Origin of the sequence: Colwellia sp. MB3u-4 (genome assembly GCF_014077065.1) — a bacterium.
Taxonomy (GTDB): domain Bacteria; phylum Pseudomonadota; class Gammaproteobacteria; order Enterobacterales; family Alteromonadaceae; genus Cognaticolwellia.
In genome coordinates, this window is sequence record NZ_JACGVE010000072.1 from 45,564 (window position 1) to 67,936 (window position 22,373).

Genomic DNA, 22,373 nt, shown 5'->3' on the forward strand with positions numbered 1-22,373 from the left:
CTAGCTTTTAGCGAAAGCTAAAACAGTGTTTATATTCGACTCCAATGCATGGGCAAGTTCACTCGCTGATTCAGAGCGTATGCCTACCAGTGCTTGAAATACTTTGATCAGCTGTAAGGGCGAATTATCTTGGCCTTGAAAACCATATAATGGCATTGACGGTGCGTCTGTTTCCAACACTAAGCTTGCTAGTGGTAGTCGCTTTATGGCTTTAATGGTTTTTTCCGCGCGTGGATAGGTAATTGTGCCGCCGATACCCAGCTTAAAACCTAAATCAATATACTGACATGCTTGCTGGTAACTACCTGAAAAAGCGTGAATAATTCCACCTTTAGTGAGGTTTTTTTGTCGTAGCATAGCGACAATATGCTGATGCGATTTTCGATGATGAACAATAATGGGTAATTGGTAAGATTTTGCTAAGGTCAGTTGTTGTTCAAAAATTTGAATTTGTTGCGCTAAATTATTTTCTGCTTGAGCAATAACGCCATCAATACCCGCTTCACCGATAGCCACAATCTCATTGCGGTGGCTTTTAACTAAGTGTTCTAAAACAGTCAGACTATCAGCATGTAAGTCATTGAGAAACCAAGGGTGAATACCTAAACACGGATGCAATGTTAGTGTTTCACTACTGTGATTTTTTGCTAGTGTTAGTGTCTTATGCCAGTTTTTAGGGCCAATGCTAGGTATAACGATATGGTGAATATTCGCTTGCTGGCATTGCTTAAGTAAGTCGGGTAAATTTGCAGAAAAAGCGTCAAAATCAAGATGACAATGGCTGTCGGTAAAGCTTAGCATGTCTGTCATTTGCTCCCCCCACTTTACGTTAACTAACCATTTTCGAAGTGTTAATTCACTTTTTTAATGAGCGAATCAACACTACCTAGAATGGCTATTTTATTTACATGCGTTCCATTACGTCAATGCCTAAAATGTCTAAACCTTGTTTAAGCGTATTGGCAATTATGTAGCTTAGTGCCAGTCGCGATTGCTGTACATCACTGGCTATATCATCTTTTAATATTGGGCAGGCTTCGTAAAAACTCATATAAAGACTGGCAAGTTCATATAAATAATTACACAGCAAGTTGGGTGTACATTCACTAATAACTGAGTCGATAACATTTTCTAGCTGCAATAACTTTAGTGCTAACGCTTTTTCTTGTGGTTCAACAATAGCAATGGCGGGTAAGTTATTATTGGCTGAAAAGTCGGCTTTAGTAAAAATACTTTGAATACGTGAATAAGCATACTGTAAGTAGGGCGCGGTAGCACCTTCAAAACTCAGCATGGTTTTCCAGTTGAAAATATAATCACTGGTACGGTTTTTTGATAAATCAGCAAACTTGACCGCGCCAATACCCACTTTTTTGGCAATTTCAGTTAAATGCTCTTCGCTGTAATCAGGGTTCTTTTCAGCGATAACAGCTTTAGCTCTAATAACGGCTTCATCAAGCAATTCAGCTAGTTTTATTGTGCCACCCGTTCGTGTCTTAAAAGGCTTACCGTCGTCTCCCATCATCATACCAAATGGGCAATGATCATAACTGACATGCTCAGGTAAGAAACCGGCTTTACGCGCCACAATTTCAACTTGCTTAAAGTGTAAAGCTTGACGAGCGTCAGTAAAAATAATAATACGATCAGCTTTTAACTTACCACTGCGGTAGCGACAAGCTGAAAGGTCGGTGGTGGCATATAAGTAACCGCCGCCAGACTTTTGCACGATAAATACTGAGGGGTCACCATCTTTGTTGGCCATTTCATTAATAAACACAACTTTAGCGCCTTGATCTTCTACCGCTATTTTTTGTGCCATGAGTTCATCAATAACGTTTGATAAATCATTGTTATAAGCACTTTCACCCATAATATCTTTACGGGTTAAGGTCACGTTGAGTTTTTGATAAATCTCTTCGCTATGGCTAATTGAAATATCAATAAATTGTTGCCAAAGTTTTGCACAATGGCCATCGCCACTTTGCAGTTTTACGACGTAATCACGAGCACGATCAGCAAAGCCGTCTTCGTTATCAAAACGCACTTTCGCTTCACGATAAAAGTTTTCTAGATCTGATAGGGCCGTTTCAGCTACTTCATCAGCCGCCAACTTATCGCTTAAATGGGCTAATAACATACCAAACTGTGTACCCCAATCACCCATGTGATTTTGGCGGATAACATGTTCACCACGAAACTCAAGCGCGCGCACAACGGCATCACCAATAATGGTTGAGCGTAAATGCCCTACGTGCATTTCTTTTGCCAGGTTAGGAGCAGAGTAATCAACGACAACATTTTGAGGCTTTATTGCTTGTATTACGCCTAAATTTTTGTCATTTGATATTGCATTTAATTGCTTTGCTAACCAGCTTTTGTCTAAATGAATATTAATAAAGCCAGGGCCGGCTAATTCAACTTTTTCAGCGATACCGGTTAAGTCCAGGGCGGCAACTACTTTAGTTGCCAGTTCACGTGGATTGGTTTTTAATTTTTTAGCCGCACCCATGACACCATTAGCTTGGTAGTCACCAAAATTTGCTCGGTTAGATAAACTTATCGCAGGGTTTGTGCCTTCTGGTAAACCTGCCGCTGTCATGGCTGCGCTAACTTTTTCATTCAGGATGTTGCTAATATTCATTTAAATTAACTCTTCTTCGATTAAAGGCTCAAGTGAGCGGCGATAACTTGAGTGAATAAGCGTGATGCTTTTCATTACGCTTATGGATAAATTATCGGCTATCAATGGTTTTCACTTACAAGACACTTATTAATGCTCGCGTGTTTTGTGAAACTCAATATCTGGGTGGCGCTCTTGCGCTAGGTTTAAGTTAACCATAGTAGGGGCGATATAGGTTAAATTATTGCCACCATCAAGTGCTAGGTTATCATAAGCTTTCTTTTGAAATTGCTCTAAAGTACGCTCATTATCACAACTACACCAACGTGCAGTTGCTACGCTGATCGGTTCATAAATAGCGTCAACTTTGTATTCAGTTTTTAAGCGTTGTACGACAACTTCAAACTGCAATACACCTACCGCACCAACGATCATATCGTTAGAGTTGAAAGGTCTAAATACTTGTACTGCACCTTCTTCTGATAATTGGATCAGGCCTTTTTGTAATTGTTTGGCTTTGAGTGGATCGCGTAAACGAATACGACGGAACATTTCTGGCGCAAAATTTGGAATACCACTAAATTTCATATCTTCACCTGCGGTAAAGGTATCGCCAATTTGAATACTACCGTGGTTATGTAAGCCAATAATATCGCCGGCATAAGCTTGCTCAACATTAGCGCGATCACCGGCCATAAAAGTTACAGCATCCGCAATTCTAACGTCTTTGCCGATGCGGACTTGTTTCATCTTCATGCCTTTTTCGTACTTGCCTGAACAAATGCGCATAAAGGCAATGCGATCACGATGTTTAGGGTCCATGTTGGCTTGAATTTTAAAGACAAAACCAGAAAACTTCTCTTCTTCAGCTCTAACAATTCGGGTGTCAGTTTCGCGCGATAATGGCTTGGGAGCCCAGCGAGTTAGGCCGTTTAGCATATGGTCAACACCAAAGTTGCCCAATGCGGTACCAAAATATACCGGTGTTAATTCGCCTTTTAAAAATTCTTCATGATTAAATTCATGAGAAGCGCCAACAACCAGTGCTAATTCTTCACGTAAGTCTTCAGCGTAATTACCAATAACGGCATCTAGCTCTGGGTTATCTAAGCCTTTAATGACGCGTTTTTCTTGAATAGTATGACCTTGACCTGTCTGATATAAAAATATCTCATCAGTCAAAATATTATAGACACCTTTAAACTCTTTACCCATGCCAATGGGCCAAGTAATAGGGGCACATTTTATTTTCAGTATGTCTTCAACTTCATCCATGACTTCCATTGGATCTCGCACATCGCGGTCCATTTTATTCATGAAGGTAATGATAGGGGTGTCGCGTAAACGGGTAACTTCCATCAGTTTAATGGTACGCGCTTCAACACCTTTAGCTACGTCAATCACCATTAAGCAAGAGTCGACTGCGGTCAGTGTTCGATAAGTATCTTCTGAGAAGTCTTCATGGCCGGGGGTATCGAGCAAATTGACTAAACAATTGTTATACGGAAATTGCATTACAGAAGTGGTAATTGAAATACCACGTTCTTTTTCCATTTCCATCCAGTCAGATTTTGCATGTTGTCCCGACTTTTTACCTTTCACGGTACCTGCTTTTTGTATAGCTTGACCAAAAAGTAAGACCTTTTCAGTGATAGTCGTTTTACCTGCATCAGGGTGACTAATAATAGCGAAGGTGCGTCTAAGGTCGACTTCTTGCTGTTGTACAGACATGCAAATTACCTGTTTTTAAAGTGGATGAAAAAAATTTAACTTAAATTTTAAAGCGCAACATTATAGCGAAAACAAGTGCGAAGGGCAGTAACAATATCTTGTATTGTCACTTTATTTGCTATTTTTTACCCTGATAGGCAATAGTTATTGCTAGCCAGGGCATTTCTTTAATTGTGCTAAGGCAAATTTAAATTATTGATCTGCTCTTAATCAATGTTGGGTTAGCTTTTTTATCTAATGAATATCTAATGAATAACTAATAAACAACTAAAAAATAGTTAAGAAAGTAGTTAAGAAAATATAAGTATGATCAGCCTTTGAATGTTTTATAACTGATGATGTGATTTTTCTAAATAAGCTTATATTATTTAAAGTTTTTGTCTGTTCAGTGCAGTAGATATTTGATTTGTTTTAAGTAAAGTAAAGTAAAGGAAAGCAAAGAAAAGGAAGGCGTTGTATTGTCGGTCAATTAGAACCGCCTAAGGTAAAAAAGCGAACCCTATGGCTTGCTTTTTGCCTTTTATTTTTGTGTTACTGAGTTATTGATATTATTAACATCTGACTACTTGATCGGTGAAAGTAGTTCATGATTAGTGATTAAGTTTCTGACCCCATGGGCATGATCTTCGTTAAACTCATTGCTTTCACACCACTGAGCTATTGTATCAATATTGACTTTAGCCACTTCAGGTCGAACACTCCAAGTGACTTGAAAAGGTGAGCCTACTTCATTATAACTAGGGCCAGTGGTTGAGCCACTATATATCACGGGTTTACCGGTATTGTTGGGCAGGTTTAATGCTTGATACTGTTCGTTTTGTTCGCCAACTAAGGTTAACTGAGTAAAGTTCAAGGCGTTATTATCGTTAACCAGGACATAGACTTGAGTTTCCACTCGTAGTTGGGGGTTTTTAATCGACTCACTTAAACAAGCACCTAAGGTCGCTCCAGGTTTTATCTGCGCAGATGAATGAACGTAATGTACTTCAATGGTATCGCCAGATTGTAAGCCGCCGTGTTTACTAGGACAAACATTTTTAGATACTGGTTGTAGTTGCTGTGCAGTTAACTTTCCTGAATATAGATAGCCGCTTTGATATCCTTGACCATCACCATTACCGGCATATTGGGTAAATTGTCCACCGGTATGCTCAGCATTTTTGTGAAAATGAATGTTACATAAGTTCATGGTTTCGTAGGCGGGTGCTGTGCCAAAATCAATAGTGTTTGTGCCCACAACAGCATCTATATCTCTAGGAGATTGTGGGCCAAAACCTTTATTTTTTGTGTTGTGAGCAAGTGCGGCTCTTTGCTGGCTAACAAGCTCGTCGCTAACCGTGTTTAAGTGCGTTGAATTTGCCTGCACAGTGAGTGATAAAGCCAGTGGCATAATGGCTAGCAAGTAATTTATTTTATTCATTAGAGCTCCAAAATTAGCATTAATCTAGTAATCGAGACATTATTATGTTTTAGACAAGGTGTTGAATAATCGACTATTAAAAATATGAGAAATAATAGGTAAAATATAATTGTAATGACTCAAGATAATATAGCAAGCAGTAATGGTTTAGTTAATGGCTGATATTGGCTATAAATTTAGTGATCGTTATAAGTTGTTAAGGGCTGTGTAATTCTACTGAGGCGGCTAGAGATAGGTTAAGCGGTAATTGCTCAGCTTAACCAGACAATTTTGGCCAGACAGAATTTGCCTGACACTATTTTCCAGACACTATCTTCCAAACACAATGGCTCGATAATAAAGTCAGTATTATCCCAAGTGTTGAGGAGAGAAATGGTCAGGGTTTTACTGTGCGTTATTATGGCAAAATCACACAGACTTTAATTTAACTTCACCTAACTTCACCTAACTTCACCTAATTTTAGCTTAGTTTATTTTAGTTTTTTTGACATCACTATAGCGTCTTCATAACCAAAGCCGGTATTGCTTGGGTAATAGCCGGTTCTGCGTGATATTTCAGTAAAGCCCTGATTAATATAAAGCATTTGTGCGCTAATATTTTTTGCCCGTACTTCGAGGAAAATACTGTCGCTAGCGAGTGTTTTACAGTGTGCGAAAAACTGTAACAACAGAGCTTTACCGTAACCTTTACCTTGTTGCTCTGGGCTAACACAAATATCCATTAATGTTGCTTCACCTAAGATGAACTCGCCAACATAAAAACCGACAATACTATTATCTATGGTTAAATAATCACCAAAATATCGCCCACTGATACAACTTCTAAAGGTTTTTTCACTCCACGGGTGTGGGTGGCAGGCAAGTTCAATCACCATAAGCTGTTCAACTATATCCTGATGCACAGGCGTAAAAGTAGTGTTTATTATTTGTTTCATGTTGAGCTTAAAGATCCTATTGATTGCCACAATAATTTTTTTAATTCTGGCGAGTTGGCAAGCGTGGTTAAATCGGGTGTACTTAAGCAGTTATGCTTAAATTCAATATTTTCATTTGGCGTGAATTGCCAATTAATAATACCTAAATCGATTTTATTATGGCTAATGGATAAATCGGCGCTATTCGCACCTAAACAACGAATAATATCTTTAAATAGCGGTTGTTTAAGCAATGACTGTAGATCGACAGCAATATAGTCACTTTGTGCTGTTTGCTTAGTTGTATCCGGACTTGATTGTGATAATGCGGGGGAGGTAACTGCGGTGCTTGAGTCGCTATTTGTAGCGTTATTTTGAGCAGTCTCAGTAGCATTAGCTGACAATAAGTTATGGCTGGATAATTCTCGCCTTTGCCAAACGGTGATGCCCATGGCTTGTAATAATTCAAATTGTCTTTTGTTAATGCTCATATCATTTTAGCTACAGTTAGAAATCACAGTTATCATGACAGAGTTTTGAAATAGGAAGAACTAGAATTTGTTATAAATACGATTTGTTAGTTAATTAATCAAATTAGTAAGAACTAACATGATCTAACATAAGAAAGGATATTGGCAGGGGTGGAGAGATTCGAACTCCCAACCGTCGGTTTTGGAGACCGCTGTTCTACCAATTGGAACTACACCCCTGCAACAGATTCGAATTATACTGATGCCGAGCTAAAGGTAAAGCGTAAATTTAAAAAAAATGACTGTTCGGCTAAATAAACAGCAGATGTGCGGGTTTTTATTAATTATTGTTGGTTTTATAGCCATTATACTTCAAGGTTCAGGTTGAAGTATAATGGCGAAATAGCCAGACAACTAAAGTTGTTTGGCTATTTCGTGTGGTTTTATTTACTTTGCCAATGACAAAAACGTGATTCTTCAGGATACGGGTAAACATCGGCAAAAACGCCTTTAGCCACACTCGCTTGGCAGTCTTGCCAATATTGAGCTTGCAGTAAATTAGCATGATGACCTAAAAATGCTTGTCGATAACGCTTATTGGCTAATGCAAAAGTGGCTATTTCTTCTGGAAATACATCACCAGGGTCAACTGAGTACCATGGCTCTGCCGCGTAAATTTGCTCTTCTGTGACGGCTTCTGGTTTAACGCGAAAATTAACCTCATTCATATAGGTAATTTCATCGTAGTCATAAAAAATTACTCGACCATGGCGCGTGACACCAAAATTTTTCAACAACATATCGCCTGGAAATATATTGGCGGCAATTAGCTGTTTAATCGCTTCGCCGTAACCATACATAGCATTGTCTACTTGGGCATCATTGGCTGTTGCCAAGTACAAATTCAGTGGCGTCATTTTACGTTCGATATACATATGTTTAATGATCACTAAATCATCTTCATATCTTAACAACGAAGGGGCAACGGTATTGAGTTCTTCAAGTAGCTCGGCTGAGAAGCGCTGTTTTGGAAAGGCCACTTCTGAATATTCCATCGTATCAGCCATTCGTCCCACTCGATCATGCAATTTAACTAAACGATATTTGCCTTTAACATCTTCCCGAGTCATATTTTTACTGGGGGAAAACTTGTCTTTAATAATTTTAAAAACATAGGGATATGATGGCAGCATAAATACCGACATCACCATACCTTTGATACCCGGCGCGAGTACAAGTTTGTCATCACTGTTATTCAGGTGGTTTAAAAAGTCACGATAAAACTGGGTTTTTCCCTGTTTGTGAAAACCGATGGCAGAATATAAATCTGCGCTAGTTTTATGGGGGGTTAAACGATTAAGAAAAACAATTAACGCGTGTGGGTGCTGACAATCAACAAAGAAATAAGCACGAGCAAAACCAAAAACCACCGCCATATCTTCACCTTCGGTGATCAAAGCGTCAATAAACAAACCTTCTTTTTCAGTGTTTAATAGCGAAATAATAAAGGGTGTTTCACCACCTGGGGAAATGACCCGGCCAATAATATAAGCGCCTTTATTACGGTAGAAAACAGAATCTAAAATATCGAATTGTAAATCTGATAACTGATAGAGCGTTTTATCTGCGTGTTGACGAAATTTTGCTATCAGAATATTGATATCTTTTTTCAAGTGCGTAAATGGCACTGAAAAATTTTGTTTATTCATAATGTGGTTGATGGTTTGAAACAATCCTTGTTCGGCAGGAAAGTAACTGGTAAATATTTTTGGTGTCGGTAACGTATCTAAGCGTGTGGCGGTTGATTGCACGAAAATATAGGCATTATGATAATATTCACGCTCAAACAGATGGCAAAATATTGAATTATAAAAACTCTCAGCTAACTCTGGTTGAGGATGTTTACTAAGTATCTCTATATAGCAACTTTTAACATATTGCCAAAGTTCATCACTTAACTCAGTGACCAGAAAATCTTGTTTAATAGTGGTGAGTGTTTCTTCTATACGTTGATCATAAAAGTCAGTACGGGCTTTAGCGGCTAATTGTATGTCATGCCAACGTTGTTGCTCAAAACGTTCTTTTGCCGTTTTTGTTATTTCACTGTAAAGATAAATATGTCGCTCAAAACCGTTGATAATAGTTTTTGCGATAGCGAAAGCAAGATTTTTCATGTGCTTACCTGACTAAGTTATTTTATTTCAGCATACGTCAAAATGAAGGTTTTAGGTGATTAATTTTAAATTATAGTCGCTATTTATGCTCGTGATAGCAGTTAGGTACTTTAGGTGATATTGCTGTTATAACCTATGCTGAGTTTTACAAGTTAATACTTGCTATTCGTGACGTGCAGCACTAAAATTACGCGTTTTTTAACCTTTAAACTAGTTTATTTACCATGCGTGTTGCTGATTTTTCATTTGATTTACCCGAAGAGCTTATCGCTCGATACCCAAAAGCCAACCGTTCAGCCAGCCGTTTAATGACCTTAAATGGTAATAGTGGCGTGCTTAATGATGAAAATTTTACTGACCTTGTTGCCCATGTCAAAGCGGGAGACTTGTTAGTTTTTAACAATACGCGGGTGATTCCAGCGCGCATGTTTGGTCAAAAAGCCAGTGGTGGTAAATTAGAGGTTTTAGTTGAACGTTTACTCGATGAACATCGGGTGTTAGCACACATTCGCTGCAGTAAATCGCCAAAGCCGGGTAGTGAAATACTATTAGAAGGTAAAGTTAAAGCCACTATGGTAGCAAGACATGACGCCTTGTTTGAGCTTAAATTTCATGGTGAACAATCAGTGTTATCCATATTAGATGACGTTGGCCATATGCCGTTGCCGCCTTATATTGATCGACCTGATGAAGACAGCGATCGTGAACGCTATCAAACAGTTTATAATGAAAAACCCGGTGCGGTAGCCGCGCCAACAGCCGGTTTGCATTTTGACGATGCACTCATGGCCGCACTGAAAGCCAAAGGTGTAGATTTTGCTTTTGTGACTTTACATGTAGGTGCAGGCACCTTTCAACCCGTAAAGGTTGAGGAAATCGCTGACCATATTATGCATGCTGAATATGTTGAAGTGCCCGCGAGTGTTGTCACTCAAATTGAGCAAACTAAGGCCAATGGCGGTAAAGTTATTGCGGTGGGCACCACGTCAGTTCGTTCGCTAGAAAGTGCCGCTAAAGTGGCTAAAGAACAAGGTAAAGCCTTTAGTGAATTTTATGGTGATACCGATATTTTTATTACCCCAGGTTATGAATTTCAAATTGTTGATAGTTTAATTACTAATTTTCACTTATCAGAATCAACCTTGCTGATGTTAGTCAGTGCCTTTGCCGGTTACGACAATATTATCGCGGCTTATCAACATGCGGTTGCACAGCAGTATCGCTTTTTCAGTTATGGTGATGCCATGCTGTTAACGAAAAAAGATCACAATACTTAATCGTAAAAAATACAAGTTGGCTAGGTTTAGCCACTTAAACGTAAAAGCAGCTAGCCTGTTTCGCTAGTGGGCGAAGGATGAAATATGACAGATAAAACAGAAAAAAACGCTATGCAGTACGAGTTACTCACCACAGACGGTAAAGCTCGACGTGGTCGCTTAACCTTTGACCGTGGCACAATAGAAACCCCAGCGTTTATGCCAGTAGGTACTTACGGCACAGTAAAAGGCATGAAAGCTGAAGAAGTAGAAGAAACAGGTGCCGAAATTATTTTAGGCAATACCTTTCACTTGATGTTACGCCCAGGTACTGAAATTATCGAACAACACGGTGGCTTACATGGCTTCATGAATTGGGATAAGCCCATTCTAACCGATTCAGGTGGATTCCAAGTATTTAGCTTAGGTAAAATGCGTAAAATCACCGAAGAAGGGGTTAAATTTAGCTCGCCCGTGAACGGTGAAAAAATTATGCTAACACCTGAACGCTCAATGGAAGTTCAGCGCAGTTTAGGCGCTGACATCGTGATGATATTTGATGAATGTACCCCTTATCCCGCGAGTCATGAAGAATCAAAAGTGTCAATGGAGCTTTCATTGCGTTGGGCGCAGCGTTCAAAAGATGCCCATGAGGGTAACCTCAATGCTTTATTTGGTATTGTACAAGGCGGCATGTATGAAGATCTACGTGAAGTCTCTGTTAATGGCTTAACCAGTATCGGTTTTGATGGCTATGCTATTGGTGGCTTATCAGTTGGTGAACCCAAAGAAGATATGATTCGAATATTAGATCATACCGCGCCCTTGATACCAGAAAATAAACCCCGATATCTTATGGGAGTTGGTAAACCTGAAGACTTAGTTGAAGGTGTGCGCCGCGGTATTGACATGTTCGATTGTGTGATGCCAACACGTAATGCCCGTAACGGACATTTATTTGTTACTAACGGGGTTATCAAAATTAGAAATGCTCGTCACAAAACGGATACTGGCCCATTAGATCCTGAATGTGATTGTTATACTTGTAAAAATTATTCGCGTGCTTATTTACATCATTTAGACAAATGTAATGAAATTTTAGGCTCGCAATTAAATACCATGCATAATTTACGTTTTTACCAACGTGTAATGCAAGGATTGCGTGACGCGATAGAGCAAGGCAAACTAGATACGTTTGTTGCTGAGTTTTATGCGCTACGTGATTTACCTGTTCCGCCATTAGCTAGTTCATTAGCGGACAATGAAACAGCATAAACAGCTGTAATTTCGCCATTTTATAAAATTAATCAGAAAAATAAAAAGAGGTATTTATGAGTTTATTTATTAGTCAAGCCCACGCCGCTGCAGGTCCCGCTCAAGGGGCTGATGGTATGTCAATGTTAATTATGCTAGCTGTATTTGGTTTAGTATTTTATTTTATGATCTATCGTCCACAAGCTAAACGTGTGAAAGAGCATAAAAGTTTGATGTCTGAATTATCAAAAGGTGACGAAGTACTAACACAAGGCGGCATTGTTGGTAAAATTGTTAAAGTTTCAGATGAAAAAGATTTTATCGTCGTAGGCATCGCCGAAGGTACTGAAGTTACAGTACAAAAAAGTGCAATTAATGCTGTATTACCTAAAGGTACAATGAAGTCTCTATAATGAGATTTTGTTGGCTTTTTTCGCTATAGCGGTTTTGAAGGTGTGCATTGATAGTGATCAATTGCACGCCTTAAATAGCTTGTGCAATAGTGATAACAAAAATTATAACAAACTTTCGTGCGATAACTTAGCTTAGTATTAGCGCGCGATTCAAAAGAAAATAGGGTGATATTGTGTTAAACAAATATCCATTATGGAAGACATTGATGGTGCTATTTATAGTAGCTGTTGGTGCTTTGTATGCGACTCCTAACCTTTATGGTGAAGATCCCGCAGTACAAATTTCTGGCTTGCGCGGTATTGAAACAAACGCAGCAACGTTAGACGTAGTTAAGTCACACTTAGATGAAAAGAAAATCTCCTACTTAAGTCTTGTGATGGAAAACGGTCAAATATTGGCGCGTTTCAATGACACAGAACAACAATTGCGTGCGCGTGATCTACTTGATGACAATATTGGTGATGAGTATTCAGTTGCCTTAAACTTAACACCTGCAACACCTTCTTGGTTAGCAAGCATTGGCGGTACGCCAATGAAGTTAGGTTTAGATTTAAGTGGTGGTGTTAGCTTCCTAATGGAAGTAAACATGCAGGAAGCGATTGTTAAAGTACAAAAAAGTTTAATTGATGATTTTCGCACGGGTTTACGTGGCGAAAAAATTCGTTATCGCTCAGTTAAAGAAGTTAATGATGCCATTAGTATTCAATTTCGTAATGCTGAAGACTTAGCAAGTGCAGAGTCATATCTAGAAAAACAAAACCGTGATGTAGAATTTGTTAGTGATGAGGATAGCTTAACCTTATCCGCCAGAATGACTGATCAAAAATTAAAAGAAACCCGTGAATATGCATTGCAACAAAACATTACCATTATTCGTAATCGTGTTAATGAGCTAGGTGTTGCTGAGCCGCTAGTACAACGTCAAGGTCAAAAGCACATTGTTATTGAATTACCGGGCGTGCAAGATACAGCGAAAGCAAAAGAAATTTTAAGTGCAACTGCGACGATTGAATTTCGTTTAGTTGATACTGAAGGTGATTTAGGTGCAGCGCTTAATGGTCGTGTTCCAGGTAGCTCAGAGTTACTAAAAGAACGTAACGGCCAACCGGTATTGTTGAAAAAACGTGTGATGCTTACAGGTGATCATATTGTTGATGCGGGTTCAAGTTTTGACGAATATAGCCGCCCACAAGTTAATATTACCTTAGATTCTGCTGGCGGTAATAAAATGTCAAGCAGCACTAAAAGTAATATTGGTAAGCCGATGGCGACGGTATTTATTGAATTCAAACCAACCGACCGTGTTGATGCTGAAGGTAATACTATCTTCGAGAAAGTTGAAGAAGTGATCAGTGTTGCTACTATCCAAGCACGCTTAGGTAAAACTTTTAGAATTACGGGTGCGGGTAGCCAATCTGAAGCACATAACTTAGCCTTACTGCTTCGAGCTGGTGCTTTGGTTGCGCCGATTCAAATTGTAGAAGAACGTACTGTTGGTCCTACATTAGGTGCTGAAAACGTAAGACTGGGTTTCCAAGCCATTATGATGGGCTTTGGTTTAGTCTTCATCTTTATGCTTATTTATTACCGTGCCTTTGGTGTGGTGGCAAACATAGCGTTAGGGGCGAACTTAATCTTAATTATTGGCATTATGTCGTTGATCCCAGGTGCAACACTATCGTTACCAGGTATGGCTGGCATAGTGTTAACTGTCGGTATGGCGGTTGATGCTAACGTACTTATTTTTGAGCGTATTCGTGAAGAAATTCGTGAAGGTAAATCAATTCAGCAGTCAATCCATCAGGGTTATGACGCGGCCTTTTCAACTATCATTGATGCCAATATTACCACGTTAATTGCTGCCTTGATTTTATTTGCTATCGGCACAGGACCCGTTAAAGGTTTTGCGATCACGTTATCAATCGGTATTATCACTTCGATGTTTACCGCAGTTATTGGTACTCGTACTATCGTTAACGCTGTTTGGGGTGGTAAACGTCTCGATAAACTTTCTATATAGGGCTTCAATTATATGCAAATTTTACAATTAAAAGAAACTGTTGCCTTTATGCGCTACCGCAAGGTGGCCTTGGTATTCAGCATTGTACTCATGCTAGCCTCGGTTGTTTCATTGGCGACCAATAAGCTTAACTTTGGTTTAGACTTTACGGGTGGTACTTTAATCGAAATTGGTTTCGATGAATTGGCTGATTTGACAAAAGTTCGCGCTATTATGGACTCAAACGGTTTTGATGATGCTGTAGTTCAGTTATATGGTTCAAGCCGTGATGTGGTGATTCGTTTAGCACCACGTGAAGATGTTAAAGCAGAAATGCTAGGTAACCAAGTACTTGATATTTTACAAGCAGGTACTGGGCAAACTATTGATATGCGTCGCATTGAGTTTGTCGGGGCGAGTGTTGGCGATGATTTAGCAGAGCAGGGCGGTTTAGCTATGTTAACGGCGCTGATCTGTATTTTAGTCTATGTTGCCTTTCGTTTTGAATGGCGTTTTGCCTTAGGCTCAGTTATCGCGTTATTTCACGATGTATTGTTAACGTTAGGCTTGTTCTCTGTTTTACAGTTACAGTTTGATTTAACGGTACTTGCAGCGGTACTGGCGGTAATAGGTTACTCACTCAACGATACCATAGTGGTCTCGGATCGTATCCGAGAAAACTTTAGAAAAGTACGTTCTGGTACGCCTGAAGATGTGATCAACATTTCTTTAACGCAAACCTTATCACGGACCGTTATTACTTCAATTACTACCTTGTTAGTACTTGCTGCTTTGTTCTTTAAAGGTGGAGCGCTAATACATGGTTTTGCGACAGCATTATTATTAGGGGTTTTTGTCGGTACTTACTCATCAGTTTATGTAGCCAGCTCGGTTGCGTTGGCATTAGGTATTTCTAAAGAAGACTTAATTCCTGAAGTGATTGAAAAAGAAGGTGCGGATCAAGAAGAAATGAGACCGTAAAACGCCCTTAGCGCTTATGGTTAGATTTCATTAAGGCTCGCATTATGCGGGCCTTTTTTTGATCAGCACTTTATAACTCATGGCTTGATTTACTCACTGAGCTATTCTATGCGAAGAGACATCGACCAAGGTAAGACGTGTATTTTAATCACAGTTTATGCTGATGATTAAATAATCCATTGAATGCTTATCTAAACCCAGATGAGTGCTAACAAAGTTACAGAGATTGATTGCTTTTTATTCAGTGAAGATATGGCGTTGGCGTATTAAAAAAGCCAGCGAGCATCACTGGCTTTTTATCTATAGAATGGCGGTCAGGATGTAGGCACTGCTATGATCACGCTGCCGCTCTTAAGTATCCATGGTGGCTCTTAACCATCCATAGCGCTGTACAGCATTAATACAGCTCGGTAATTGCTCCTGCATTGCCCTAATAACTTACCTGCATATAAGCACATGCACGTCGGTGTGAAAGTGTGACAATATTAAGGCTACCTATAGACTATTTTAGTGGCTATATTGGCTATATTGGTTATAACTGCGATTGAATATAGTTTTGTAAACCTATAGTTTTAATGAGACCTAATTGTTGTTCCAACCAGAAGGCATGATCAACTTCAGTATCGTCTAATAATTTTTCTAGAATTTCACGTGTTACGTAATCTTTTTCCTGTTCACACAGCGCAATAGCGGCTCTAAGCGCTTTTGCATCGGCATATTCCACATCTAAATCACTTTGCAGCATTTCAGGAACCGTCTTGCCAATATTTAAGCCTTGGCGCGTATGCATATCAGGTATACCTTCTAAGAATAAAATACGCTGAATGAGCATTGAGGCATGTAACTTTTCATCGTCAAATTCGTGATCGATACGTTCAAATAACTTATTCATGCCCCAATCTTCATACATCCGAGAATGAATGAAATATTGGTCCATTGCGGCTAGTTCATAGGAGAGTAGGCCGTTTAATGCTGCAATAACTTGCGTATTACCTTTCATATTATTTTCCTTCTAAATTGTCTAGATTAAGCCGTTTACAGCTGTGCCTGAATAAATTTTTCAATACCCATAGCGTTAATTTGGTATTGCTGAGTTTCCAGCCAATCTAAATGTTCTTCTTCGTCATTGAGTATAGTGTCTAACATTTCACGGCTGACATAATCTTGTTGCTGTTCACAAATAGTAATGGCGTTACGCACTACCGCAATTTGTGCGGTTTGAAAACCAAGATCACAACGGATCATTTCTTCGGTATGTTCACCGATAGCCAGTGGTGCTAATTGTTGTAAGTTAGGTAGGCCTTCAAGAAATAATATCCGCTCGATAACCTTATCAGCTTGCTTCATATCGAGAATTGATTTTTTATAGCACTTGCTGTTTAAGGCATTAATACCCCAATTTTTGTACATGCGAGCGTGTAGAAAATATTGATTAATCGATGTTAGTTCACTGGTGAGTACTTTATTAAGTATGGTGAGTACTGAGGTGTTGCCTTTCATTAGCATCTCAAATTTAAGTTAATTAAATATTGGCTGCAATTATAGAAAGAAAGTAGGTAAATGAAAAGGATAGATTAAAAAAATATTTAAAAACAACAACTTGAGAATGTTAATCGTTATCAGTTGCAGTCAGGTTATTAACGTAAGTGGGCTCTTTAGCCGACTTCTTTAAATAAGCTCTCATTGATAATAGTGTTATTAATAATATTTTGAGCAACCTTAACGCAAGTACCACACTGTGAACCTAATGGTAAGTGCTGTTTTAGTTCACGGATAGACCCGACACCGGATTCAGTGACTAATTGTTTAATTTGATGATCTGTGATGCCTTTGCAAATACAAACAAACATGATAAAAATTCGCTGGTGATTGATAACACGATTGATAATAGTTCTTATTTAGTTTCGTTTCAACAATTAATTTGTGCTTTTTATTAGTACACTGATAAACCTAATAATTTAAATTATTAAAGCGTCCTGGGCATTTTAATACCCAGGTTCGTTAAGCCACTTTTATTTTAATATAATTGCTTTATAATAAAATTATTATATAACTATTTCGTTATTAAGTGGCTTGGGTTATTATCACCTAAACTGAGCATTAACCAGAAGAGCAGCAAATGAATCCAACTGAGTTTTATAAAAATTTGGCTGATGATATACGGCTTAAAAGTATATTGCTGATTGCCCAAGAAGGTGAGCTTTGTGTTTGCGAACTTATGGCGGCACTTGCTGAGTCTAGTCAGCCAAAAATATCCCGACATTTGGCGCTATTAAAAAGCTCGGGCTTATTATTAACACGTAAACAAAAACAGTGGGTTTTTTATAGCATTAATCCTGATGTAGCCACATGGGCACAACAGGTTATCAGTTTAACCTTAAAAGAAAATATCAACTTTATTACTCCACATTTGCAAGCGTTACATCTTATGGGCGCTAGGCCTGAACGCATTGCAAATTGTTGTGAGTAAGCGACACCAAGCTTAAAATAGCCAGATCACTTAGCGGGCTAAGTGATTATAAAATAAATTTTGACAGGAAAATCATCATGACAATTAAAATTGGTATTAACGGTTTTGGCCGTATTGGACGTTTATCGATGCGGGTGGCCTATGGCTGGGATGATATTGAAATTATTAAAATTAACGATCCTGCTGGTAACGCAGAAACCTTAGCACATTTACTTAATTTTGATTCAATACACGGTATTTGGCAGCATCAGGCGCAGCATAAAGCTGAAAATATAGTGATTAACAACCATGAAATTATCTGTAGCCAAAATAGCACTATTGCCGACACAGATTGGTCAGGTTGTGACGTAGTTATTGAAGCAACGGGTGTGATGAAATCTACAGCATTACTGCAAGCTTATTTAGACCAAGGGGTGAAACGTGTGGTCGTTACTGCGCCAGTGAAAGAAGATGGCGTATTAAATATTGTTATGGGCGTTAATGATGACCAATACGACAGCGACAAGCACCCGATAGTCACTGCTGCATCTTGCACCACTAACTGCCTTGCCCCGGTGGTAAAAGTTATTCACGAAAATATTGGCATTAAACATGGTTCAATGACCACCATTCATAATATCACCAATACGCAAACCATCTTGGATGCACCGCATAAAGACTTACGTCGCGCTCGTGCTTGTGGCATGAGCTTAATTCCAACCACTACCGGCTCAGCAACGGCTATTACCCATATTTTTCCCGAACTTAAAGGTAAACTTAATGGCCATGCGGTACGAGTGCCACTGGCTAACGCGTCAATTACCGATTGTGTTTTTGAGCTAGAACGAGGCACAACAGAACAAGAAGTGAATGACTATTTACAAGCGGCGGCGAATGGCGAGCTAAAAGATATTTTAGGTTTTGAACAGCGGCCACTAGTTTCAATTGATTATAAAACCGATCCACGCTCGTGCATTATCGACGCACCCTCAACTATGGTGGTTAATGGCACACAAGTTAAACTTTATGTTTGGTATGACAACGAATGGGGCTATGCAAATCGTACAGCGGAAATCGCTCGTATGGTGGGTCGCTCTGATCTGAACTCTAACCTGAACTCTGATCTGAATAGTTAGACATAAAACTCACCAAGCTAAAAGCTAAAGTAGATTTGCATAAATGAAAGCACTCAGTGGCCTATCAGTTCAGGTAAAACAGTATTTAATGATCACCGGTAATTATTGGGCATTTACCCTAACCGACGGTGCGCTGCGGATGTTGGTTGTGCTGTATTTTTATCAGCTCGGCTATAGTCCGCTAAATATTGCCTTGCTGTTTTTGTTTTACGAAATTTTTGGCGTAATCACCAATTTAGTCGGGGGCTGGTTGGGCGCTCGTATCGGGCTAAACAAAACCATGAATATTGGTTTGGCCTTACAAATAATCGCTTTGGTTATGCTACTGGTGCCGAGTAGTTTTCTCACTGTGGCTTATGTCATGGTGGCGCAAGCTTTGTCTGGTATCGCTAAAGACCTGAATAAAATGAGCGCAAAAAGTGCCATTAAACTTTTAGTACCAGCAGGGCAGAGCGGTAAACTCTATCAATGGGTGGCACTATTAACGGGCTCTAAAAACACCTTGAAAGGCATCGGTTTTTTTCTCGGTGGCGTGTTGTTAACCTGGCTAGGTTTTACCGGCGCTATTGCACTGATGGCGGCCATGTTAACGATTGTGTGGCTGTTCAGTCTGTTTAAGTTGCAAGCAGACTTAGGTAAGGCTAAATACCAACCTAAATTTAAAGAGATACTATCAAAAAGCCGAGCGATTAACTTACTTTCAGCCGCGAGGTTATTTTTATTTGCCGCGCGTGATGTGTGGTTTGTTATCGCTTTACCTGTTTTTTTAGCCACAGAATTCGCTTGGTCACATAGTGGGGTCAGTGGCTTTATGGCTGGTTGGATCGTGCTTTATGGTCTGATGCAAACGCTCGCGCCAACATTAACTAAAAAACCTGGCAATAAAGCACCCACAGGCAGAGATGCCGCAATATGGGGTGCTATATTGGTTGTGGTTCCTGCAGCAATGGCGCTTGCCTTACAGAGCGATTTCTCAGCGAAATGGGTGGTTATTATTGGCTTAATGGTGTTCGCAGTTTTATTTGCCATTAATTCGTCATTACATAGTTTTTTGATTGTTGATATGGCGGGTAAAGACGGTGTGTCGCTTGATGTAGGTTTTTATTATATGGCTAATGCCTGTGGCCGGTTGTTAGGTACTGTACTTTCAGGCTGGATTTTTCAACTTTATGGCTTAGTGGCCTGTCTATATATATCAGCAGTTTTTATTGCTTTCGCCGTGCTATTTGCCAGCTTAATTAATCCTGCTAGTAGTGATTTGACCAAGCAATCAATCAACAGCGCTTAATCAGGCAAGATACACTTGATGATGGTGTTTAGGTTAAATAGGGTAGTTTAGTCACTCTACCTTTATTGGTAGAGTTAACTTTTAAGGTGTTTTTTATATCTTTCCAAGCGGTGATCTTACCGCCGACATTAAGTTTTTCAAAACCTAAGCCAGCGGCTTTATGAGCATTAATATCGCCAGTTAACGCTAAAAAGCTCAGTAAGTGTTTATAGCTCTGACTGTCGCTAATATCTATCGATAAAAAGTCATCTTCCCGGCCTTGAAAATACTGATAAACCTGACTTTGATGTTCTTGGTAGCATAGTGCTAAAAACTCAAAATCATTGATGTTATCTAGATTATAGGGCGTAAATATTGTTTGATAACAGCGTTTAATTATCGGATTAAAGCCACCATCGTCACGAATAAGGTTGGTATGCATACGGGCGAGTAACTTCTCGATGGAAGGTAGCCATTTATCCATAGCACGCCCTAAGTAGATAAACTTAGCGTTGGGATAAGCTTTATCTAAATATTGATAATCACAAAATATCGGCGTGTCGGCGATCACTTGCGCTTCAGTGAATGAGCGATCGGTATACGCGGTATGTGCGACATGAAAACCTAACTCAAGCATAGCCGCACAAATACTGGTAGTACCGGTTCTAGGTAAGCCAATAATAAATATTTTGTTCATAATAGTTGCAATGTTAGTGCTGAAAAATTCACTATTGTACAAGGTGAGTGCACCATTGTATAAGCTGAGGACAATAAAAACTAAGTCTATGTAGTGTCTTATGACCCGGTAACAACATTTGCTATAGGGCTAGTTTTAAGCGCCATTATTTATTGCAATCAACCGAGACCTGTAAGTCTTTTAAAATACCGTCATGCAAATTATAAACAAAGCCATGCACGGTAACATCTTGCTTTATATCCCAAGCTTTTTTTAAGATAGTTGTGTTACAAACGTTGGCAACTTGTTCTATCACATTTAATTCGCAGAGCAATTTTAGTCGTTCAGTTTTATTTTCAACAGCATCTAAACGCGCTTTATGAAAGCGATAAACATCTTTAATATGATGCAACCAATTATCAATTAAACCATGGCTTTGATTGTCTACAGAAGCAATAACGCCGCCACAGCCATAATGTCCACAAACAATGATGTGTTTTATTTTTAAAACATCAACCGCGAACTGAATCACAGAAAGGCAATTTAGGTCAGTATGGATAACTTGATTAGCAATATTACGGTGCACAAAAACTTCACCCGGTTGCATACCCAGTAATTCATTAGCCGGTACGCGAGAGTCTGAGCAACCTATCCATAAATATTCAGGGTTCTGTTGTTCTGATAAATGCTTGAAAAAGTTAGGATCTTCTTGTTTTATCTTATCAGCCCATTGCTGATTATTGTCAAATAAATGCTGTATTGAACTCATGGGGGGAACAACTAAGGAAAATATACCGTGATTCTAAGTTGTTACGCTAACAAGTAAAGAAAAAACTGGTCTTATATCTGAGGCTATTCGCCTAGTTACGGATATAGTGATGAGTTTTGCTCAATATGATTCAGCGTTAACTAATTACAGCGTTAATTAAAAGTATTTATTTTGCCTTGGCGATAATTAGTTATAATAACGCTATTAACCATGAATTGGAGAATAATGTGGCTGCTGCATGTGCCCGTCATATTTTAGTTAAAAGCGAAAAGCTTGCGCAAGAATTAAAGGCTAAAATTGCCAAAGGGGCTGACTTTGGACAGTTAGCTAAGAAAAACTCGACTTGCCCATCAGGTAAGAAGGGTGGAGATTTAGGCGAATTTAAGCCAGGCCAAATGGTAAAAGCCTTTGATGACGTGGTTTTTAAAAAAGCGATATTAACTGTGCATGGTCCAATTAAAACCAAATTTGGTTATCATCTTATTCAAACCATTTATAGAAACTAATCATAGAGCAAAACTAAGTCTTCGTAAGGCGGAGTACTTTTAAAACGCAGTAGTTATAAAACTCAGTACTTATCCATCTCAATAGCTATAAAAATTGAAGGGCTATCCACTTAGCCCAATCAACCACTATATTTTGTGGTTCCTTTCTTTTGTCATTTAGGTCTGGTTGGTGCGCTTTGTTGACGTTAGCTATTGGTTATTCTTTAGGTCAACTGATAGCCCAGCCTGTGTGAAAACTAATTATTGTAAGTTTTCATTATTGAGGGTTTATATCAGCTCTTTATAAGGCTTCGCGTAGCGAAGCCGATATTTATGAATATCCATGCTTTATATT

21 protein-coding genes and 1 tRNA gene are annotated in these 22,373 nt (G+C 39.0%); 9 read left to right on the forward strand and 13 right to left on the reverse strand.

Features of this window, described 5'->3' with window-relative positions:
• The 8 genes from H4J61_RS05325 to aceK all read right to left on the reverse strand — a co-directional run bounded on the left by H4J61_RS05325 (window position 1) and on the right by aceK (window position 9,332).
• Entirely contained in the window at window positions 1-810 is an 810-nt protein-coding gene (locus H4J61_RS05325) for a TatD family hydrolase (protein WP_259363119.1), read from the reverse strand.
• Window positions 811-904: 94 nt separating this feature from the next.
• A complete protein-coding gene (gene argS, locus H4J61_RS05330; RefSeq protein ID WP_182184253.1) occupies window positions 905-2,644 on the reverse strand; it encodes an arginine--tRNA ligase in 1,740 nt (579 codons plus the stop codon).
• A gap of 129 nt (window positions 2,645-2,773) precedes the next feature.
• Window positions 2,774-4,354, reverse strand: coding sequence for a peptide chain release factor 3 (gene prfC, locus H4J61_RS05335; protein WP_182135630.1), 1,581 nt, complete (start codon window positions 4,352-4,354; stop codon window positions 2,774-2,776).
• A gap of 562 nt (window positions 4,355-4,916) precedes the next feature.
• Complete coding sequence (locus H4J61_RS05340; RefSeq protein WP_182184254.1) at window positions 4,917-5,774, reverse strand: delta-class carbonic anhydrase; 858 nt, start codon at window positions 5,772-5,774, stop codon at window positions 4,917-4,919.
• 470 nt (window positions 5,775-6,244) lie between these two features.
• A complete protein-coding gene (gene rimI, locus H4J61_RS05345; RefSeq protein ID WP_182184255.1) occupies window positions 6,245-6,709 on the reverse strand; it encodes a ribosomal protein S18-alanine N-acetyltransferase in 465 nt (154 codons plus the stop codon).
• Window positions 6,706-7,179, reverse strand: coding sequence for a hypothetical protein (locus tag H4J61_RS05350; protein ID WP_182184256.1), 474 nt, complete (start codon window positions 7,177-7,179; stop codon window positions 6,706-6,708). The genes rimI and H4J61_RS05350 overlap by 4 nt, the downstream gene beginning before the upstream one ends.
• A gap of 142 nt (window positions 7,180-7,321) precedes the next feature.
• Window positions 7,322-7,398 (reverse strand) — tRNA-Trp (locus H4J61_RS05355).
• Between the two features lie 203 nt (window positions 7,399-7,601).
• A complete protein-coding gene (gene aceK / locus H4J61_RS05360; protein ID WP_182184257.1) occupies window positions 7,602-9,332 on the reverse strand; it encodes a bifunctional isocitrate dehydrogenase kinase/phosphatase in 1,731 nt (576 codons plus the stop codon).
• Between the two features lie 224 nt (window positions 9,333-9,556).
• Between aceK and queA the strand changes: the two genes are divergently transcribed.
• The 5 genes from queA to secF all read left to right on the forward strand — a co-directional run bounded on the left by queA (window position 9,557) and on the right by secF (window position 15,236).
• Window positions 9,557-10,609 (forward strand): tRNA preQ1(34) S-adenosylmethionine ribosyltransferase-isomerase QueA, encoded by a 1,053-nt coding sequence (gene queA, locus H4J61_RS05365; protein ID WP_182135643.1) that lies wholly within the window; start codon window positions 9,557-9,559, stop codon window positions 10,607-10,609.
• Between the two features lie 111 nt (window positions 10,610-10,720).
• A complete protein-coding gene (tgt, locus tag H4J61_RS05370; protein WP_182184271.1) occupies window positions 10,721-11,863 on the forward strand; it encodes a tRNA guanosine(34) transglycosylase Tgt in 1,143 nt (380 codons plus the stop codon).
• A gap of 56 nt (window positions 11,864-11,919) precedes the next feature.
• Window positions 11,920-12,255, forward strand: coding sequence for a preprotein translocase subunit YajC (yajC, locus tag H4J61_RS05375; protein ID WP_182184258.1), 336 nt, complete (start codon window positions 11,920-11,922; stop codon window positions 12,253-12,255).
• Between the two features lie 173 nt (window positions 12,256-12,428).
• A complete protein-coding gene (secD, locus tag H4J61_RS05380; protein ID WP_182184259.1) occupies window positions 12,429-14,276 on the forward strand; it encodes a protein translocase subunit SecD in 1,848 nt (615 codons plus the stop codon).
• A gap of 12 nt (window positions 14,277-14,288) precedes the next feature.
• Window positions 14,289-15,236, forward strand: coding sequence for a protein translocase subunit SecF (gene secF, locus H4J61_RS05385; RefSeq protein WP_182184260.1), 948 nt, complete (start codon window positions 14,289-14,291; stop codon window positions 15,234-15,236).
• Between the two features lie 532 nt (window positions 15,237-15,768).
• Here the strand turns inward: secF and bfr (H4J61_RS05390) are convergent.
• The 3 genes from bfr (H4J61_RS05390) to H4J61_RS05400 all read right to left on the reverse strand — a co-directional run bounded on the left by bfr (H4J61_RS05390) (window position 15,769) and on the right by H4J61_RS05400 (window position 17,086).
• Entirely contained in the window at window positions 15,769-16,236 is a 468-nt protein-coding gene (gene bfr / locus H4J61_RS05390) for a bacterioferritin (RefSeq protein WP_182135647.1), read from the reverse strand.
• Between the two features lie 35 nt (window positions 16,237-16,271).
• The gene (gene bfr, locus H4J61_RS05395; protein ID WP_182184261.1) at window positions 16,272-16,736 is read right to left on the reverse strand and encodes a bacterioferritin; all 465 of its coding nucleotides are present in this window, start codon (window positions 16,734-16,736) and stop codon (window positions 16,272-16,274) included.
• A gap of 155 nt (window positions 16,737-16,891) precedes the next feature.
• Window positions 16,892-17,086 (reverse strand): (2Fe-2S)-binding protein, encoded by a 195-nt coding sequence (locus H4J61_RS05400; protein ID WP_182135649.1) that lies wholly within the window; start codon window positions 17,084-17,086, stop codon window positions 16,892-16,894.
• Between the two features lie 269 nt (window positions 17,087-17,355).
• On the opposite strand from H4J61_RS05400, the gene H4J61_RS05405 reads away from it, so the two are divergent.
• The 3 genes from H4J61_RS05405 to arsJ all read left to right on the forward strand — a co-directional run bounded on the left by H4J61_RS05405 (window position 17,356) and on the right by arsJ (window position 20,109).
• Window positions 17,356-17,706: a metalloregulator ArsR/SmtB family transcription factor gene (locus tag H4J61_RS05405; protein ID WP_182184262.1), complete on the forward strand. Its 351-nt coding sequence runs from the start codon at window positions 17,356-17,358 to the stop codon at window positions 17,704-17,706.
• Window positions 17,707-17,783: 77 nt separating this feature from the next.
• Window positions 17,784-18,821 (forward strand): ArsJ-associated glyceraldehyde-3-phosphate dehydrogenase, encoded by a 1,038-nt coding sequence (locus H4J61_RS05410; RefSeq protein ID WP_182184263.1) that lies wholly within the window; start codon window positions 17,784-17,786, stop codon window positions 18,819-18,821.
• A 43-nt stretch (window positions 18,822-18,864) separates the two neighbouring features.
• Window positions 18,865-20,109: an organoarsenical effux MFS transporter ArsJ gene (gene arsJ, locus H4J61_RS05415; protein ID WP_182184264.1), complete on the forward strand. Its 1,245-nt coding sequence runs from the start codon at window positions 18,865-18,867 to the stop codon at window positions 20,107-20,109.
• Window positions 20,110-20,137: 28 nt separating this feature from the next.
• Here arsJ and H4J61_RS05420 read toward each other — a convergent pair whose 3' ends face one another.
• The gene (locus H4J61_RS05420; protein WP_182184265.1) at window positions 20,138-20,785 is read right to left on the reverse strand and encodes a sulfotransferase; all 648 of its coding nucleotides are present in this window, start codon (window positions 20,783-20,785) and stop codon (window positions 20,138-20,140) included.
• Window positions 20,786-20,930: 145 nt separating this feature from the next.
• A complete protein-coding gene (can, locus tag H4J61_RS05425) occupies window positions 20,931-21,533 on the reverse strand; it encodes a carbonate dehydratase (protein ID WP_182184266.1) in 603 nt (200 codons plus the stop codon).
• A 227-nt stretch (window positions 21,534-21,760) separates the two neighbouring features.
• Here can and ppiC point away from each other — a divergent pair, with 227 nt between their 5' ends.
• Entirely contained in the window at window positions 21,761-22,039 is a 279-nt protein-coding gene (ppiC, locus tag H4J61_RS05430) for a peptidylprolyl isomerase PpiC (RefSeq protein WP_182135705.1), read from the forward strand.
• Window positions 22,040-22,373 lie beyond the last annotated feature (334 nt).